Origin of the sequence: Pseudomonas sp. 3-2, from assembly GCF_019710535.1 — a bacterium.
GTDB lineage: Bacteria > Pseudomonadota > Gammaproteobacteria > Pseudomonadales > Pseudomonadaceae > Aquipseudomonas > Aquipseudomonas pharyngis.
On sequence record NZ_CP081200.1, the window covers coordinates 1,213,681 to 1,232,254 of the forward strand.

16 protein-coding genes and 1 pseudogene are annotated in these 18,574 nt (G+C 57.1%); 6 read left to right on the top strand and 11 right to left on the bottom strand.

The genetic code is table 11. The features are described 5' to 3' along the window. Window positions 1-235: 235 nt before the first annotated feature. Complete coding sequence (locus K3819_RS05355) at window positions 236-421, top strand: hypothetical protein (protein ID WP_007954656.1); 186 nt, start codon at window positions 236-238, stop codon at window positions 419-421. A 10-nt stretch (window positions 422-431) separates the two neighbouring features. On the opposite strand, the gene K3819_RS05360 is transcribed toward K3819_RS05355, so the two are convergent. The 10 genes from K3819_RS05360 to K3819_RS05405 form a co-directional block, all read right to left on the bottom strand. Further along, the gene (locus K3819_RS05360) at window positions 432-635 is read right to left on the bottom strand and encodes a hypothetical protein (RefSeq protein ID WP_085611443.1); all 204 of its coding nucleotides are present in this window, start codon (window positions 633-635) and stop codon (window positions 432-434) included. Window positions 636-735: 100 nt separating this feature from the next. Continuing rightward, on the bottom strand, window positions 736-1,242 hold the full coding sequence (locus tag K3819_RS05365) for a Bro-N domain-containing protein (RefSeq protein ID WP_085611444.1): 507 nt from the start codon (window positions 1,240-1,242) through the stop codon (window positions 736-738). A gap of 406 nt (window positions 1,243-1,648) precedes the next feature. After that, window positions 1,649-3,133, bottom strand: coding sequence for an APC family permease (locus tag K3819_RS05370; RefSeq protein ID WP_085611445.1), 1,485 nt, complete (start codon window positions 3,131-3,133; stop codon window positions 1,649-1,651). Between the two features lie 145 nt (window positions 3,134-3,278). Beyond that, the gene (locus K3819_RS05375) at window positions 3,279-4,703 is read right to left on the bottom strand and encodes a gamma-aminobutyraldehyde dehydrogenase (protein WP_221398780.1); all 1,425 of its coding nucleotides are present in this window, start codon (window positions 4,701-4,703) and stop codon (window positions 3,279-3,281) included. A 171-nt stretch (window positions 4,704-4,874) separates the two neighbouring features. Beyond that, window positions 4,875-5,684 carry an ABC transporter permease gene (locus K3819_RS05380; RefSeq protein ID WP_085611447.1) on the bottom strand — a complete coding sequence of 270 codons (810 nt, stop codon included), beginning with the start codon at window positions 5,682-5,684 and terminating at the stop codon, window positions 4,875-4,877. Next, a complete protein-coding gene (locus K3819_RS05385) occupies window positions 5,674-6,609 on the bottom strand; it encodes an ABC transporter permease (RefSeq protein ID WP_085611448.1) in 936 nt (311 codons plus the stop codon). Before K3819_RS05385 ends, K3819_RS05380 begins: the two co-directional genes overlap by 11 nt. Before the next feature lies 1 nt (window position 6,610). Beyond that, window positions 6,611-7,648: an ABC transporter ATP-binding protein gene (locus tag K3819_RS05390; protein ID WP_085611449.1), complete on the bottom strand. Its 1,038-nt coding sequence runs from the start codon at window positions 7,646-7,648 to the stop codon at window positions 6,611-6,613. Between the two features lie 127 nt (window positions 7,649-7,775). Next, the gene (ydcS, locus tag K3819_RS05395) at window positions 7,776-8,927 is read right to left on the bottom strand and encodes a putative ABC transporter substrate-binding protein YdcS (protein ID WP_221398781.1); all 1,152 of its coding nucleotides are present in this window, start codon (window positions 8,925-8,927) and stop codon (window positions 7,776-7,778) included. Between the two features lie 82 nt (window positions 8,928-9,009). Then, window positions 9,010-10,497 carry a gamma-aminobutyraldehyde dehydrogenase gene (locus K3819_RS05400; protein ID WP_134023660.1) on the bottom strand — a complete coding sequence of 496 codons (1,488 nt, stop codon included), beginning with the start codon at window positions 10,495-10,497 and terminating at the stop codon, window positions 9,010-9,012. Between the two features lie 99 nt (window positions 10,498-10,596). After that, window positions 10,597-11,511 carry a LysR family transcriptional regulator gene (locus K3819_RS05405; RefSeq protein ID WP_007954670.1) on the bottom strand — a complete coding sequence of 305 codons (915 nt, stop codon included), beginning with the start codon at window positions 11,509-11,511 and terminating at the stop codon, window positions 10,597-10,599. Window positions 11,512-11,687: 176 nt separating this feature from the next. Here K3819_RS05405 and K3819_RS05410 point away from each other — a divergent pair, with 176 nt between their 5' ends. The 5 genes and pseudogenes from K3819_RS05410 (at window position 11,688) to K3819_RS05425 (ending at window position 16,049) form a co-directional block, all read left to right on the top strand. Continuing rightward, the gene (locus K3819_RS05410; protein WP_221398782.1) at window positions 11,688-12,410 is read left to right on the top strand and encodes a tellurite resistance TerB family protein; all 723 of its coding nucleotides are present in this window, start codon (window positions 11,688-11,690) and stop codon (window positions 12,408-12,410) included. Between the two features lie 81 nt (window positions 12,411-12,491). After that, the gene (locus tag K3819_RS05415; protein ID WP_260329040.1) at window positions 12,492-13,484 is read left to right on the top strand and encodes a formylglycine-generating enzyme family protein; all 993 of its coding nucleotides are present in this window, start codon (window positions 12,492-12,494) and stop codon (window positions 13,482-13,484) included. Between the two features lie 129 nt (window positions 13,485-13,613). After that, window positions 13,614-13,905, top strand: a pseudogene (locus K3819_RS29665) (DUF533 domain-containing protein); the annotation flags it as partial. Between the two features lie 57 nt (window positions 13,906-13,962). Then, entirely contained in the window at window positions 13,963-14,955 is a 993-nt protein-coding gene (locus tag K3819_RS05420; RefSeq protein WP_221398783.1) for an SUMF1/EgtB/PvdO family nonheme iron enzyme, read from the top strand. A 92-nt stretch (window positions 14,956-15,047) separates the two neighbouring features. Next, on the top strand, window positions 15,048-16,049 hold the full coding sequence (locus K3819_RS05425; protein ID WP_221398784.1) for an SUMF1/EgtB/PvdO family nonheme iron enzyme: 1,002 nt from the start codon (window positions 15,048-15,050) through the stop codon (window positions 16,047-16,049). 32 nt (window positions 16,050-16,081) lie between these two features. Here the strand turns inward: K3819_RS05425 and K3819_RS05430 are convergent, their stop codons facing one another. Then, window positions 16,082-18,574, bottom strand: coding sequence for a LysM domain-containing protein (locus tag K3819_RS05430; protein ID WP_221398785.1), 2,493 nt, complete (start codon window positions 18,572-18,574; stop codon window positions 16,082-16,084).

Here is an 18,574-nt window from a genome sequence, read left to right on the forward strand (position 1 = left end):
CAATGAAACAAGACGTTACGGTTATTTATCTCACAGACTTTTCTGATTTATAGGGCATATCTGCTTTTTTCGACTAATTACTCTAAAAACAGCTTTTCAGCGCCGATTTAATTTCTATTCTATGGGCATCGCCGGTCACGACCCATCCGACCGGCAGGGCTCAAATCGCTGCTTAAAGGAGCAGGGCGATGCGGTTTTCGAGAAATTTCTGACGTACTGGAAAAGGACATCGTCCATGACAAAAGGACAAGGCATCACCGAAATGTTAGGCATCTTTCCCTGCCTCACCAACGTCCGGCGAAGACGCCGGCTCAGTCCTGACGAACTGAAACTGGTGGAGCGTTACCGCGAGTTGTCGGAGAGCGACCGGATTGCGATGCGGTATCTGGTGGATGCGATGAGGAGTGTTTCGCGGTTTTGAAACAGGAGGTTCACCGTGAAAGCCATTTGGCTTTCACGGTGGCCAGATCAATCAACTTACCCGCGTCAGCGTCGGCGATGCCGACATGGATTGCGTGCAGATGCTCGGCAACCGCACATTGTTTGACGAGTTTTTGCAGGTAGTCTTCAGCAAAATTCTCGTCACTCGGGATGATTTCGAGAATGGGCTGAAGTGCGGGGATGGCGTTGCGCATCAGTTAGGGACTCGCTCAGAAATGTGTCGAGGTTGATGGTGAACATTGAAGGGGCTGACTCTGGAGTCCGCCCCTTTTTTCATTGGGCCAAGTGAGGCCGTCAGCTACATGTCCCCGATACCTGATAGGGCTGCTGACCGAGCACCAACTCCGGCATATCACGCCATTTCACCCAAGCCTGTTGTTGCCAGTGCAACAGCGGCACGGTGACGCCTGCCCAATGCACCGAGCTCAGGCTTGGGCAGTTTTCCGCTGTTGCTGAGCTGGTTTCCCGCAGGATGGGAATCACCTCATTGCTCAGCCATTGGCGCAGATTGCGGTTTTCCGGAATGAAATGATGGACGAGCAGCGCGTACATGCCGGATTCGCTGACCATCGGGGTCTCGACAACATCGCCGTCCTTGCGCAGGCGGACGGTGCGGCGTTGGTCGGGGTCAAGTTTGAGCGTGACGCGTGGGTTCAAGGGATGGCCCATCATGCGGCCCAGATCTTGAGCGCAGAACCAGGCTTGATGATCAAGCAGGAGGGCGTGGAGGAAGCGGTTGTGGCGGGTGAAGACGGTGGGAGTGAAATATTCAGTATTCGGATTGTGAGTAGGTGCTGGCATGAGATGACTTCCGTTTCGAGTAGGAAAGTCGCCACCAACTCTTCGAAAAGTTGGGTGGCGAACCGAGTGGCGTTCGAAGTCGGGTTACTTCCTGTCGAAACGGAAAAGGCGGAAGGCCCGCGCCACACGGCCCGCCATAACGCAGAACTGAAGTTGCAAAGCAGCCGCAGTTCAATGGGGGCACGCAAGCACCGTTTTGACAGATTTCCGGCTTCGACCCCGGGCCGCTGATTGGGCAGCGACGGGGTAAAGCCTATCGGTCAGGCGCTAGCGGCGCCAAGTCTACTCTGCCGACGCCATTCGTAGGAAAGGGGACTGAATGCTGAGGGTTCGGTCTGTAGGAAGCGAGTAACTGACGCTGAAAGAAATCAGCCCCGAAATTGTGATAAATCCGGGGCTGTTTTTCTTAGCGACTAACTTTCCAGGCATCCCCAGCCGGCGCCTTCCCATGGTCATACGGCTTGCCAATCCACATGTAAACCAGCCCCAGCCCAATCACGATCACCGTGCTCAGCACCATCGCGTAGTTGATGTACCACGCTGCATCCGGGGTGCGGGGCCAGGCCATGTTGATGATTGCGCCGACGCCATAGACCAGCGCGCCGATGTTCACCGGCCAGCCCCAGGCGCCGAGGGTGAATTTGCCGCTGGGTTTCCAGCCTTTGCTACGGGCGTACAGGGCGGCGAGGACGATCATCTGGAATGCGAGGTAGATGCCGATCGCGGCGAAGCTGACGATGGTGGCCACGGCGTCTTGCAGGAAGAAGCCGAGGGCGATGATCAGGCCGGGCAGGACGCCGGACACGAACAGTGCAGCAACCGGCACCTGAGTCGTAGGAGAAATCTTTTTCAGCAGTCGGCTGCCGATGACCATTTCATCGCGAGCGTAGGAATACAGCAGACGACTCGCCGCAGCTTGCAAGCTGATGACGCAGGAGATGAAGGAAATCATCACCACGCCCATCACCACTTTCGAACCGATCGGGCCGAAGGCGTTGTTGAGGATGGTGGTGACCGGGTCCTTGTCGGTGCCGTTGATCACCGCTTGCATGTCCGGCACGGCGAGGATCAATGCCAGGCAAGCGAACATCGCCGCGATACCGCCGATGTAGATGGTCATGCGCATGGCCACCGGGATTTTCTTGCTCGGGTTCGGGGTTTCTTCGGCCACATCGCCGCAGGCTTCGAAGCCGTAGTAGAGGAACATCCCCGCCAGCGACGCGGTGAGGAACGCCGGCAAATAGGAGCCGTCGACGCTGATGTCGAAAGTGTTGAACAGCACGCTGATCGGTTGGTGACGCTCGAAAATCAGCAGGTACACGCCGACGATCACCGCGCCGACCAGTTCGCAGAGGAAGCCGAACATGGCGATCCGCGCCAGCACTTTGGTGCCGCTGAGGTTCACCAGTGTGGCGAACAGCGTCAGCACCAGGGCGATGACGATGTTGGTGTTGTTGCTCGGTTCAAAGCCCAGCATGGCCGCGAGGTACGGGCCGGCGCCGACCGCAACGGCGGCGATGGTCACGCACAGGGCGATGGAGTAGATCCAGCCGACCATCCACGCCCATTTTTTACCCACCAAGCGGCGCGCCCAAGGATAGACGCCGCCGGAAATCGGGAACTGCGAAACCACTTCGCCGAAGATCAGGCACACCAGCAGTTGCCCGCAACCGACCAGCAAATAGGCCCAGAACATCGGTGGCCCGCCAGCGGCCAGGCACAGGCCGAACAGGGTATAAACCCCTACGACCGGTGACAGATAAGTGAAGCCCAGTGCGAAGTTTTCCCACAGGCTCATGCTGCGGTTGAAGTTGGAGGTGTAGCCCAGTTGGCGCAGTTGTTCGGCATCGCTGTCGGCAACGGCGGCTGAGAGATCGGGTGATGCACTCATGTGTGTTTGCTCCGTGAAATCGGCAGATTTCGGATGGCCGAAACCGTGGCGGGGCCATGAAGACGCCGCCCGGATCGGTAGTTATTGTTTTGAATGCCTGGTGATGCGGATGACCGGTTTCTGCCTTGAAGCCGGGGGGATGCCTTTAGTGCTTGAACATCACATGCCGAACCGTGGTGTAGTCCTCCAGCCCGTACATGGACATGTCCTTGCCGTAGCCGGACAGTTTCTGACCGCCGTGGGGCATTTCGCTGACGAGCATGAAGTGCGTGTTCACCCAGGTGCAGCCGTACTGTAACCGCGCGGACAGGCGATGCGCGCGTCCTACATCCGCCGTCCACACCGAAGACGCCAGGCCGTAGTCCGAATCGTTGGCCCATTCCAACGCCTGAGCCTCATCGGTGAATTTGGTCACCGACACCACCGGCCCGAACACTTCGCGACGGACGATTTCGTCGTCCTGCTGGGCGTCGGCCAGCACGGTCGGCTCGAAGAAGAAACCACTGCCTTCGACAGCCTTGCCGCCAGTGATCAAGCGAATGTGCGGTTGCGCCACGGCGCGTTCGACAAACCCGGCCACGCGGTCGCGATGCTGGGCGGTGATCAGCGGTCCCAGTTCGGTCGACGGATCATCCTGCAAACCGTACTTGATGCTGCTCACCGCTGCGCCAAGCTTCTCGACGAACTTGTCGTAAATACCTTGCTGGGCGTAGATCCGGCACGCGGCGGTGCAATCCTGGCCGGCATTGTAGAAGCCGAAGGTGCGAATACCTTCGACCGCCGCATCAATGTCGGCGTCGTCGAAGATGATCACCGGGGCCTTGCCGCCCAATTCCATGTGCATGCGTTTGACGCTGTCGGCGGTGCTGGAAATGATGTTCGAACCGGTGGCGATGGAGCCGGTCAGCGACACCATGCGCACTTTCGGATGGGTCACCAGCGGACTGCCCACGCTCGGCCCACGTCCGAACACCAGATTGAGTACACCGGCCGGGAAAATGTCCGACGCCAGTTCGGCCAGACGCAACGCGGTCAGCGGGGTTTGTTCCGACGGCTTGAGCACCACGGTATTACCGGCGGCGAGGGCCGGGGCGATTTTCCAGGCGACCATCATCAGCGGGTAGTTCCACGGCGCAATGGACGCGATCACGCCCACCGGGTCGCGGCGGATCATCGAGGTGTGTCCGGGCAGGTATTCGCCGCCGGCCGAACCGCTCATACAACGGCTGGCGCCGGCGAAGAAACGGAACACGTCGGCAATCGCCGGGATCTCGTCATTCAGCGCGGCGCTGTAGGGTTTGCCGCAGTTGTCCGATTCCAGTTTGGCCAACTCTTCGCCGTGGTCTTCGATGGCGTCGGCGAGTTTGAGCAGCAACAGTGAACGGTCTTTCGGTGTGGTCTGCGACCATTCGGCGAAGGCACTGTCGGCGGCGCGCACGGCGGCATCGACCTGGGCTTCGGTGGCCTCGTTGATTTCCACCAGCAGTTCACCGCGTGCCGGGTTGAGCACCGGTTGCGCCGGGCCTTCGCCGTTGACCAGTTGGCCGTTGATCAAGAGTTTGGTTTGCATGTTGTTGTCCTCTTCGAAGCCATTGTTATTTTTCTGAAGAAACCGGGTTCCATTGTGGGAGCGGGCTTGCTCGCGAAGGCGTTGGGGCAGCCGACATCAATGCTGAATGTGATGGCCTCTTCGCGAGCAAGCCCGCTCCCACATTTCGATCCAGTTTCTTCAGTTATTCGGTTATTTGCCGCCGCTGCCGGCCACGCTCTCGCCACCCCGGGTCAGGTAGTAGGCGCCGAGGATCGGCAGCATGGTCACCAGCATCACCAGCATCGCCACGACGTTGGTCACCGGCACGTCCCGTGGGCGGCTCAGTTGATTGAGCAACCACAGCGGCAAGGTGCGTTCATGGCCGGCGGTGAAAGTGGTGACGATGATTTCGTCGAACGACAGCGCAAACGCGAGCATGCCGCCAGCGAGCAGCGCCGAGCCGAGGTTCGGCAGGATGATGTAGCGGAAGGTCTGCCAGCCGTCGGCACCGAGATCCATCGACGCTTCGATCAGACTGTGTGAAGTGCGGCGCAGACGGGCGATGACGTTGTTGTAGACGATCACCACGCAGAACGTCGCGTGACCGACGATGATGGTGAACATCCCCGGCTCGATCCCCAGTGTCCTGAAGGTCGCCAGCAGCGCGATCCCGGTGATGATCCCCGGCAGCGCAATCGGCAGAATCAGCATCAGCGAAATGCCCTGTTTGCCGAAGAAGTCCCGACGATAAAGCGCCGCCGAAGCGAGGGTGCCGAGCACCATGGCGATCAGCGTGGCGATGGCTGCGATCTGCAAAGACAGCTTGATTGCTTCCAGCACGTCCGGCCGGGAAAACGCCACGCTGAACCAGTGCAGCGTGAAGCCTTTCGGTGGAAAACTGAACGCCGCGTCTTCGGTGTTGAAGGCGTAGAGGAAGATGATCAGGATCGGGAAGTGCAGAAACACCAACCCGCCCCAGGCTGCGATTTTCAGGCCTAAAGAGGCTTTCTCAGAGTGCATCGAAGGCCCCCAGTCGTTTGACGATGGACAGGTAAATGGCGATCAGCACGATCGGCACCAGCGTGAACGCTGCGGCCATCGGCATGTTGCCGATTGCGCCCTGTTGCGCGTAGACCATGCTGCCGACGAAGTAGCCCGGTGGGCCCACCAGTTGCGGCACGATGAAGTCGCCCAGGGTCAGCGAAAACGTGAAGATCGAACCGGCCGCGATGCCCGGCACCGACAGCGGCAGAATCACCTGCATGAAGGTCTGACTCGGCTTGGCCCCGAGGTCGGCGGAGGCTTGCAGCAACGATGGCGGCAGGCGTTCCAGCGAGGCCTGGATCGGCAGGATCATGAACGGCAGCCAGATGTAGACGAACACCATGAACCGGCCCAGATGCGAGGTCGACAGGGTGCTGCCGCCGACCCCGGGAATCCCCAGAATGAACTGCAGCACCGGCTCAAGCCCCAGGTGCTGGACGAACCACTGTGCCACGCCGCCCTTGGCCAGCAGCAGCGTCCAAGCGTAGGCCTTGACGATGTAACTGGCCCACATCGGCATCATCACCGCGATGTAGAAAAACGCCTTGGTCTTGCCGGTGGTGTAGCGCGCCATGTAGTAGGCAATCGGGAACGCGACGATGGCGCTGGCAATCGAGACCACGATGGCCATGCTCAGGGTGCGCAGGATGATGTCGAAGTTCGACGGCTGAAACAGCGCGGCGAAGTTGGCCAGAGTCAGGTCGGGCGTCACCGCCATGGTGAAGTCATCGAAGGTGTAGAAACCTTGCCACAACAGCACCAGTAGCGAGCCCAGATAGATCGCGCCAAACCACAAAAGCGGCGGCACCAGCAGCATCGACAGATACAGGTTCGGCTTGCGATAGAGCAGGTTGGAAAACCTGCGCAACGGCGCCGATTGCGGGAGGGCGAGGGCGGTCATGTCACACCCCGCTCGCAACGGTGTCGTGCAGCGCAATCATCGCTTCCCGCGCCCAGCGTGCACTGATGCGCTGACCGGTCTGGTGCTGCGCGCTGCTGTCGATCCACTGAGTGTTGGCCTGGCTGATGCTCAGGGTCTGGCCGTTTTCCAAGGTCAGTTCATAGCGTGTGGCGCTGCCCTGATATTGAATGTCGTGGAGCAGACCACTGACTTCGATTTCATGGCTGGCCAGCGGGCCTTCGGCGAAACGCACGTGTTCCGGGCGGATCGAGAACGGCTGTGGATGGCCGCTGAGCTGGCGCGCCAGATCGCCGCGAATCACGTTCGAGGTGCCGACGAATTCGGCGACGAAGGTGGTTGTCGGTTTCATGTACAGATTGCGCGGCGTGTCGACCTGTTCGATGCGGCCCTTGTTGAACACGGCCACGCGGTCGGACATCGACAGCGCTTCAGTCTGATCGTGGGTGACGAAGATGAAAGTGATGCCGAGTTGGCGTTGCAGCTTCTTCAACTCGCTCTGCATCTGTTCGCGCAGTTTCAGGTCGAGGGCGCCCAACGGTTCGTCGAGCAGCAGCACTCGCGGGCGATTGACCAGCGCGCGGGCGAGGGCAACACGCTGGCGCTGACCGCCGGACAACTGCACCGGTTTACGCGCGCCGTAGCCGCCGAGGGCGACCATGTCCAAGGCTTCTTCGGCGCGCTTGTGGCGCTCGGTTTTGCTCACGCCTTTGACCTTCAGGCCGTAGGCAACGTTGTCCAGCACGTTCATGTGCGGGAACAGCGCGTAATCCTGAAACACTGTGTTGACGTCACGTTGATAGGGCGGCAGGCCGGCGGCTTCGGCGCCGTGAATGCGGATCGAGCCCGCGCTCGGTTGCTCGAACCCGGCGATCAGGCGCAGGCACGTGGTCTTGCCGGAGCCTGAGGGGCCGAGCATGGAAAAGAACTCGCCGTCCTGGATGTCGATGGAAACCCGGTCAACGGCCTTCACCTCGCCGAACTGCCGGGAAACGTTGGTGAACTGGACTGCAAGCGTCATGGTGCGGTGCTCCAAAAAGGCGAGGGCCGTCGCAGCGGCCCTGCCTGGACTTCTGAAAAACAGTGTTCGAGTTGATCGTTCCCACGTCGACGCCTCGACGGGGGAACAAACGGGCTAGGGCGGCGTGTCAGCGGCCGCCCATAATCGCAATGTAATCCTGCGTCCACCGGCTATACGGCACAAACTTCCCACCCTCAGCCTGCGGTGTTTTCCAGAAAGCGATCTTGTCGAACTGATCGAACCCGTTGGTCTTGCAGCCTTCAGCGCCAAGCAACTCACTGCCCTGACACGCCGCCGGAACCGCCGGCAACGAACCGAACCATGCCGCCACATCACCCTGGACTTTCGGCTGCAGCGACCAGTCCATCCACTTGTAGGCGCAGTTCGGGTGTTTGGCCTCGGCGTGCAGCATCGTGGTGTCGGCCCAGCCGGTGGCGCCCTCTTTCGGCACGGTCGAAGCGATCGGCTGTTTCTCGTTGATCAGGCCGTTGACCTGATACGGCCAGGCGCTGGACGCGACCACGCCTTCGTTCTTGAAGTCGCTCATCTGCACCGTGGTGTCGTGCCAGTAACGGTGGATCAGCTTCTGCTGAGCGCGCAACAGTTCCAGCACAGCCTTGTACTGATCTTCGGTGAGCTGGTACGGATCCTTGATCCCCAGCTCAGGCTTGGTGGATTTCAGGTACAGCGCCGCATCGGCGATGTAGATCGGGCCGTCGTAGGCCTGCACGCGACCCTTGTTCGGCTTGCCGTCAGGCAGGTTCTGCGCGTCGAACACCACGTTCCAGCTGGTCGGCGCGGTCTTGAAGACGTTGGTGTTGTACATCAGCACGTTCGGGCCCCACTGGTACGGGGTGCCGTAGGTCTGATTGTTGACCACGTACCACGGCGCGTCTTTCAGGCGCGGGTCGAGGGATTTCCAGTTCGGGATCAACGCGGTGTTGATCGGCTGCACACGCTTGCCGACGATCAAGCGCAACGAGGCATCGCCCGACGCGGTCACCAGGTCGTAACCGCCCTTGGCCATCAGGCTGACCATTTCGTCAGAGGTGGCGGCGGTTTTCACATTGACCTTGCAGCCGGTTTCCTTCTCGAAACCGGTCACCCAGTCGTAGGCCTTGTCGCTTTCACCGCGTTCGATGTAGCCGGGCCAGGCGACGATATCCAGCTGGCCTTCGCCGGCGCCGACGGCTTTCAGCGGCTCGGCGGCCTGCAGGCCGGCGCTGGCCAGCAGGGCGGTGGTGATTGCACTGAGCAGTGCGGTCTTGTGCACGAACATGGTGAACCCTCTTCTTTAAATTATGGTCGGGGCAGTTGTGAACGCGGTGAAGCATGCCGTGGTCGGCTTGTTATTAGCGTAGTCAGAGATGCTGGCCGTGGCGGGCCATGATGTGCCGCACCACGCTGTAGTCCTGTAGCGAATCGCTGGATAAGTCTTTGCCGTAACCGGAGCGTTTCAGCCCGCCGTGGGGCATTTCGCTGACCAGCATGAAATGGCTGTTGATCCAGGTGCAGCCGTATTGCAGCCGCGCGGCGACCTGCATCGCCTTGTCCAGGTTCTGGGTCCAGACCGACGAGGCGAGGCCGTATTCCGAGTCGTTGGCCCAGTCCACCGCTTGCGCCAGTTCGTCGAAACGGGTCACGGTCACCACCGGGCCGAACACTTCGCGCTGGACGATTTCATCGCTCTGTTTGCAACCGGCCAGCAGGGTTGGCTGATAGAAGAACCCGGCGCCGGAATGCACTGCCGCGCCGGTTACCCGCTCGATGTGTGGCTGACCGAGGGCGCGCTCGACGAAACTGGCCACGCGGTCGCGCTGACGGGTGCTGATCAGCGGCCCGATTTCGTTATCGGCATCGCGTTTGCCGGCAAAGCGAAGGCTGCTGACCGCCGCGCCAAGTTCGGCCACCAACTTGTCGTGAATCCCGGCCTGGGCGTAGATCCGGCACGCGGCGGTGCAATCCTGCCCAGCGTTGTAATAGCCATAAGTGCGCACGCCTTCGACCACCGCTTTGAGATCCGCGTCGTTGCAGACGATCACCGGGGCTTTGCCGCCGAGTTCGAGGTGCGTGCGTTTGAGGGTTTTGGCGGCGGCCTGGAGGATTTTCTGGCCGGTGACGATATCGCCGGTCAGCGACACCATCCGCACTTTCGGGTGGCCAACCAAGTGACTGCCGACGCCTTCGCCGCCACCGCAGACGATGTTGATTACCCCGCGCGGCAGGATCTCGGCCAGTGCCGGGGCCAATGCCAGAATCGACAGCGGCGTGTGCTCGGATGGCTTGAACACCAGCGTATTGCCGGCGGCGAGGGCCGGGGCGATCTTCCACGCGGCCATCATGATCGGGTAGTTCCACGGCGCAATCGAAGCGACGACGCCAATCGGATCGCGGCGCACCATGCTGGTGTAGCCCGGCACGTATTCGCCGCTGAGCTGCCCGGTCTGGCAGCGCACGGCGCCGGCGAAGAAGCGGAATACATCGACGGTGGCGGTCAAGTCGTCTTGCCGCGCCAGATGCAAAGGCTTGCCGCAGTTCAGGGCTTCGAGGCGGGCGAGGTGGTCAGCGTGTTTTTCGACGGCGTTGGCGATTTCCAGCAAGAAGTTCGAGCGTTGTTGCGGGGTGGTGCGCGACCACTCGGCAAAGGCGCGGTGGGCGGCGAGGATGGCGGCTTCGACTTGCTCGGTGCTGGCTTCAGCGATCTGGGTCAGGACTTCGCCGGTGGCCGGGTTGAGGATCGGTTCGACAAAACCCTGGCCGGCGACCAGTTCGCCGTCGATCAGCAACGCGGTGTGCATGGGGGTCTGCGCGCCAGCCATTTTCCGTGATCTCTTTTCTTGTATGGCCATGTTGCTCCCTGTTCCGGGAGCCGACCGTCTTATCGATGCAGCAAGACTAGTGCGCGGCTCCGGGGTCGACAAATTCTAAATACTGAAGGTGGCATTCGATTAAATAGATGGCTTGCGTCCGCCGTGGGGCTGTTCGCGGGCAACGGTCAGGAAAGGATCGACCAGCGCGGGGCGGGCGGTGCCACGACGCCAGGCCAGACCGACGTCGAGGGTCTGGTTGAGATCGGCAATTGGCCGCGCCTCGATGATGTCGCCTTCCAGCGACCATGGGCGATACGTCATGTCCGGCTGGATCGAAACACCGAGGCCCGCCGCTACCAGGCTTCGCACTGCCTCGGTGGACGCGGTTCTGAGGGTGATTTTTGGTTGCAGTCCGGCGCCACGCCACAGACGTTGGGCGTTGCGATCCATCTCGTCGACGTTCAGTTGAATCAACGGCTCCCGGGCGACATCGGCGAGGTTGATGCTGTCGTGTTCCAGCAGCGGGTGCTGGGCCGGCAGCCACAAACGGTGCGGCGAGTGGGTCAGCACTTCGGTCTGCAAGGCATGGCGGTCTTCGAGGTTGGAGAGGATCAGCACACCGACATCGATCTCGCCGCTGACCAGCAAATGCTCGATGTACGGCCGCTCGTCTTCCATCACCCGGATCTCGACATTGGGGTAGGCGCGCTGGAAACGGGTGAGCAAATCCGCCAGGTAATAACCGGCCACCAGACTGGTCACCCCGACGATCAACTGCCCGGCGACCTGATCGGTGCTTTGTTGCAGGCTGCGTTTGGCATTGTCCACGGTGGCCAGAATCAGGTGCGCCTGGCGCAGGAACTGGTGGCCCTGATGGGTCAGCGTCATGCCCTTGGCGTGGCGATTGAACAGGCTGACGCCGATTTCTTCCTCCAGTTGCTGGATGGCCAGGGTCAGGGTCGATTGGGAAATGAACGCGGTTTGCGCAGCGGCGGAGATCGAGCCGGTCTCGGCCACGGCGATGAAATGGCGGATCTGACGCAAGGTCATCATGGAAGGTTTACCCGGTGGGCGGTTTTTATAGATTGCCTCGAGTGTATATCTATTTTCGCGAAGGGCTGCCGTGGGCCAGGCAACATCTGGAAGCACACTCGCAACCAGGTGACGGGCACTTTCGAACTAGGCTGAGGGCCTTATTGATCCGGATAACCCCTGTTTGGAGACGGAACATGAACACCCGTGGATTGCTCGATCAACTCCTCAAGTCCGGCCAGGATCTGTTGCAGAACAAGGCGGGCGGGGCGCAGAACAAACCGGCTGCCGGTGGTTTGGGCGGTTTGCTGGGCGGATCTTCCAGTAACGGCGCACTCGGCGGCTTGCTGTCAGGCGCAGGCGGCGGTGCCCTGGCGGCCGGCGCCATGGGCCTGCTGCTGGGCAGTAAAAAGGTCCGTAAGGTTGGCGGTAAAGTCGCCCTCTACGGCGGCCTCGCCGCCCTGGGCGTGATCGCCTACAAAGCCTACGGCAACTGGAACGCCCAAAAAGGCACCGCCCCACAAAGCGAACCGCAAACCCTCGATCGCCTGCCACCGGCACAAGTCGAACAACACAGCCAGGCCATCCTCAAAGCCTTGGTCGCCGCCGCCAAGGCCGACGGCCACATCGACGACCGCGAACGCCAACTGATCGAAGGCGAATTCACCAAACTCGACAACGATCAGGAACTCAAACACTGGCTCCACGCCGAACTCAACAAACCCCTCGACCCCACCGACGTCGCCCGCGCGGCGAGCACGCCGGAGATGGCTGCCGAGATGTACGTGGCGAGCGTGATGCTGGTGGATGAGGAAAACTTCATGGAGAAGAGCTATCTGGATGAACTGGCGCGGCAACTGAAGCTGGAGCCGGGGTTGAAAGTGGAGCTGGAGAGGCAGGTGAGGGTGGCTTTGGTGTAAGCGGAGGTATTCAGGTTTTTATGAGACAGGGCAGGGGATGTTAAGGTTTGGCCTTTGACGCACCTTATAAGGATATTGCCCGTGTTACGTCAGTTTTTACTCGCCCTTCCGGCCATGTTTTTTCTGGCCGGTTGCGGGGCCGAGTCCGGCTCATTGCCCGTCAGCATGAACCTGACACCGGAAAAAGTCGCGTCGATTGCGGAAACTATTAAAACCAAGTATCCGAACCTATCCAGCGAGATGCGCGAAAAGGTCCTCAACACCGTAGTTCAGTCGATTGACAACATGGTGTTTATCGAAGGTGGCCAGTTTGATATGGGCGACTTTGGATGGGCTTGCGAATACGATGAAAAAAATGTGTGTACGTGGCCTTGCGGGCAAGAGCCGGAGCAGCTTTGTCATATCAGCAGGAAGGGCAATGACGATTTCGTCCATCCGGTAAAGTTGAGCAGTTACTATCTATCGAAATATCAGGCTACGTTGGCGGATTTCGATCTTTTTTTTGTGGCTAATGGAAAGCCGCTCTATGACGCAGAGGATCGAAAACGCAAAGATTTGGAAAATCTTTATTTGCCTAACCTTCCTGCACCAACTCAAAGCTGGCAGGAAGCAAAAGATTATTGCACTTGGATTGGTTCTTTAAGTGGTTACGAAGTAGACCTGCCGACAGAGGCGCAATGGGAGTTTGCAGCCCGCAACCGTGGGCAGCACATCCTGTTTCCTACTGATACTGGGAGTCTTGATTACGGTAAGAATTTTCCTTTCGAAAATGAAGAGGAAAATTTCCCAGTGAATCGTTTTGCACCTAATCCTATGGGGTTCTATGGTATGGCTGGTAATTCCACCGATTGGGTTAATGACTGGTACGATGAAAATTATTACAAAGTTTCTCCTGTAGACAATCCTCAGGGGCCGGAAACGGGCGAAAAGAAGATCAGGAGAGGATCTACAACTTTGGACGCGCCACTGTCTGCGGCACCTCTCATCCGCCGTTGGCCTGAAGAGTTAGTGCAAAAATATCATTCAAGCGATACAAGTTTTAGGTGTGCAATTCAGTCCAGTAAGCCGCTTTAGTATTTCAGGCTGAAGGCGTCTTCTGCACCTTCATTTTTAGACCCCAAACGAAGAGGTGACAGGTTTGTTTTTCAAAGTGTCAATCTGTCACCTTTTTTTGTCGTAGAAGCCCTTGTAGCCATCGACTAAGCCGACAGCCACATCGATGATCGCGAACGTCAATTGATCCACGAATTACCAAACTCCACAACGACCAGCAATTTAAGTCCTGGCTTCACACCAAACTCCATAGCTCCTTGAGCCTGCCGACGTTGCGCGGATAGCAACGGAGGTGTATGTGCCGAGCGTGATGATAGGAATGGAGAGGTGGTATCTGGATGAGCTGGCTCGGCATTTGAAGCTGGGGCCGGGGTTGAAGGCTGAGTTGGAGAGGCCGGTCAGGTTGGCTTTTGTGGAGGAGGAGGTATTCAGGTTTTTGTGAGACACGGCAGGGGATGTTAAGGTTTGGCCTTTGACGCACCCTATAAGGAAATTGCCCGTGCTACGTCAGTTTGTGCTTGCCCTCCCGGCCCTGTTTTTTCTGGCCGGCTGCGAGGCCGAATCCGGCCCATTGCCAGTCAGCAAAAGCCTGACACCGGAAAAGGTCGCGTCGATTGCGGCAACCATCAAAACCAAGTACCCCAACCTCTCCACTGATCTGCGTGAAAAGGTCCTCAACACCGTAGTGCAGTCGATTGACAATATGGTGTTTGTCGAAGGTGGCCAGTTTGATATGGGTGACTTTGGCTGGGCTTGCGAATACGACGAAACGGATGTTTGTGCTTGGCCTTGCGGACAGGATCCGGACCAGCTTTGTAATATCAGCAGTAATGGCGATGATGACTTTGTTCATCCGGTCAAACTGAGTTCCTATTATTTTTCAAAGTTTCAAGTCTCGCTGGGTGATTTCGATTTGTTCTTTATTGCAAACGGAAAACCTCTGTTTGATGCTGAAAAGCGCGAACGTGAAGATTTGAAGTTTCGCTATCAACGTGATTTGCCTGCATTTACCAAAACTTGGCAAGAGTCCAAGGATTATTGTCACTGGATTGCCAGCCTTAGTGGTTATTCGGTGGATTTGCCTACCGAGGCGCAGTGGGAATTTGCTGCCCGTAATCGCGGGCAACATATTCTTTTTCCTACTGATACAGGTAGTTTGAGTTTTGGGAAAAACTATCCTGTGGAAGGAAGCGGTAGAACGTTTTCAATTGCTAAATTTCCACCCAGTCCACTGGGTATTTACAGTCTTGCAGGTAACGCGACTGACTGGGTTAATGATTGGTACGATGAGGAATACTACCGACAGTCACCAGTGGAAAATCCTCAAGGACCGGACAAAGGTACATATAAGGTTAAGCGAGGCTCCTACTATCCAGAAGGCCCAATGTCCGCCGCATCTATAGTTAGACGCTGGCCGGATAAACCAGAACAGGAAGCCTATTATCCTGGTACTGGTTTTCGCTGCGCTATTCAGTCAGAGGGGCGTCTGTAATGACTGCTTCTCTCAAGCGTTTTTTCCATTGGTGAATATGTCAATGTTGGTCTGGTGGTGGCGATGCTCTTAGATGTTTAAGGATGATAAGGATGTTGTCAGTTTTGTGTCGGCGGATATTTGTCTTTGCGTTGGCTTTTATAATTATCGGCTGCGAAGCAGAACATGATCCGCTGCCAGTCAGTAAGAGTCTCAGTTCGAAAAAGGTCGCATCGATCGCGGAAACTATAAAGACTAATTATCCGAATCTCTCCACTGAACTGCGCGGGAAAATACTCAATATGGTAGTTCAGTCGATTGATAATATGATTTTTGTCGAGGGAGGCCAGTTTGATATGGGTGACTTTGGCTGGGCGTGTGAGTATGACGAAAGAAATGTATGTGCTTGGCCATGCGGGCAAGATTCGGATCAGCTTTGCAGTATAAGTCCTGATAGTGATGATGATTTTGTGCATTCGGTAGTGCTGAGTGGGTATTATATTTCTAAGTTTCAAGTGGTTCTGGGTGATTTTGATTTGTATTTTGTTGTAAACAAAAAGTCTCTATTCGATCAGGAGTACCGAGAGCGTGAAGATCTAAAATTTAGATATCAGCCTAGTTTGCCTGCGCCAACTAAAACTTGGCAGGATGCCAGAGATTATTGCCAGTGGCTGGGGGATCTAAGTGGCTATGCGGTGGGGCTGCCGACTGAAGCTCAATGGGAATACGCTGCGCGCAGTCGTGGGAAAAAGCTTTTATTTCCTACGGACAGTGGAAGTCTGGACTTTGGGAAAAATTTCCCAGTCGAAGACGAGGAGAATAACTTTCCAGTGGATCGCTTCGCACCTAATCCATTGGGGATATATGGTTTTTCTGGTAACTCAACTGATTGGGTTAGTGACTGGTACGATAAAGACTATTACAAAGTTTCTCCTCTTGAAAATCCGCAAGGACCAGAATTTGGTACTCAAAAAATCAGGCGCGGCTCAACGGTCTTGGAAGCTCCATTATCTGCCGCTCCAATGGTCCGTCGCTGGGCTGTGGGCCCAATACAAAAATATCATACGAGTGATGCAGGTTTTCGATGTGCTGTTCAGTCAGTATCATTAAATTAGTATAGAAATTAAGGCGCTGAAAGCGCCTTTAATTAAGCCAAATTGTCAAAGTGGCTGCTCCGCCTTGCTGCTATCAACGTCTTTTCTTTACGCCAAGGCTGGCCGGGGCTCCACGCAAGCATTCCATATTCCTGCGCCTTGCTGTCAATATTTACTGCTAACGTCCCAATGAAACGGTTAAATTGTTGCTGCTCCTTCCCATCAAGTAAGGAGTTTAGACGATTCAGACTTTTCATTGCATTAACCTTGCTGCCATCTTTTGAGCAGCATTCTAACACCTCAATGAAGTGTCTCCAGCTGCGTAGATGGGAAAGTAATAATACAGCAGCTTTTTCCTGGTCTTCAGCCCAGCTTTCCACAAAGCTTTCGGTTAATAAATGAAGCATCGGGCCAATGGTTTCAGGTGGTAAAATTTCAAGTGGTATTTTCTTGTTTTTTATTTTAATAGCCTGGTTGTTGATTAGATATTTTGCGAGATTTTGGGCTTCTACCTTGGTTGCCTGTCGATCGTCCCACCAAAGTCCAATCTTTCGAAAGCCCTCATCAAATGCTTCGCCTGGCTGCGTAGCTATTCTGAACATTCCTCTTGCCATATAGTTGAAGGCATCCTTGCTCACCGCCAACTGATAGTGGAAGTCTGCTTTTGATAGCGCGTTGCAAAAGACATAGATCAAATCACCAATTTTTTCTAAGTCTATCGACGTACCAAAGCCACCACCTGCACCCGGTCCGAAAACTAAGCTTGCCTTGCAATTAATTGCCAATCGGTCTGCGCGAATTTCAATCCCAAAATCAAAACTCGCCCCGATTCCAAGTGCGACATTCCCCTCCGCCTTGATTTCCACCAGACTCGACCAGTCCGTACTGCCACTGTCATTCGCCTGTCCGGGCGTGATCTTGCCCACACCTTGTTTGGTGGAATCAAGCCACTTCAACGTTCCGGTTACGGTTCCGCCACCTTGAACGCCCGCGAATGCGTTGCCCTTCAGGCCGAGGCTGCCACCGCGTTTCTTGTCGACGGCGAGGTCGGGCGTACTCAACAGTGCGGTCACACCGGAGGCTTCTGCTTCCTTGGGTTTGTATTGGGCTTTGGCACCTGCCTGGCCTTGCGCGGTGGCGCCAAGGAAGCAAGACAATTCCACCTTGCCGTCGAGCCGGAAGATGCCAATGTCGCTGACCACTTCCTTGCCTTCGGCATTGCGGTACGGCATGCGCACCACGTAGCCACCCTGGTCGGGAAAGTAGCTCTTGAGTGCAACGGAGCCTTCGGCCAGAGAGATTGCTGCGCTGCCTTTGACGCCGAGTTCGATGTTGCCTTTGCCGGGTTCCCAACTGTTGATACCGGCACTGGCCGTGGCGGCAAAACGGAACGCGTGGGCTTCGGCCGACACGGCGTACATCGCAGAGTCCGCTTCGTTGGAGGTCCAGGAGCATTCTTTGTGCAGTGCGTTGAGCAGGTTGTCGTCCTTGCTCGTCCACGATGTGAATTTGGCTTCCAGGCTCCCCAGAGGGCTGGTTTTGCGACCATCATTGACCGCCGTACGGATGTCCTTGATCAGATCCTTGGCCAGATTCTTGTCCAGTGGTTTGCCTTGCATCACCTTGGTAGGGACTTTGACACTCCAGGTGAGTTGTTCTCGGGTGCGTACCGGAATGTAGTGGCGGCGAGACGGGTCACGGAAGGAAATGTATTCGACCACCGTAATCCCGGTTTTGACCTGCTTGCCTTTCTGGGTGTCCGAGGCTTTCCCTTTGCCATGTTTGATGTCTGGTGCTGCACCGTTGGCACTGGTGGAGCTGTCGCCGGCTTCGGCTTTGCCTTGTGCGGTAATCCGGTTGCGCAGTGACTGAATCTCCGCGTTGAGCTCGGCAACTTTTTTGGCTTGCAGGCCTTCCCAGTTGGTCTCCAGATAGTTGCCTTCGAATGCGGGCTGCGGCTTGTAGCGCTGATACCAGTCACGGGCCTTTTGCACGGTCGCCAGTTGGCCTTGCAGATCCTCCTTGCGCTCGATGACAGTTTTCGGTTTTTCCACCGGGGGAGGGGAACGTTGCAGCAGGCCTGCTTCCTCGGCCTTCGCGTTCCAGTCATCTTTGACACAACGCGAGCAGGAGCACCCCGCCTGAGGATCCTTGGTCTTGGCGCATTTGCTGGCTTCGGTCGCCTTGGCCAGATTCTGATGCAGCTCGTCCATGAGTTTTTTGACGAGGTCGCTCTGCTGCTTGAGGTCTTTCGACTCTTTTTCAGTCAGCACGTAAAAGTGTTCATCTCCGGTGATGTGTACGACATCGACCAGTTCGTCCTTGCACTCGACGGCACCTTTTACAGCCGTTGTGCTTTGGTTGTCGGCGTGTTTGGGTGGCGGCAGGGCTTTTGCTGCAGGTAATTTCAGAACCCAGCCGACCTTGATGTGATTGGGATCTGTGATGATCGGGTTCAGTCCCCGAAGATCCGCCACGGAGCATTTGTTGGCGGCGGCAATGCTGCCAAGAGTGTCGCCGCTCTTAACGGTGTAGGTGTCGCTCAT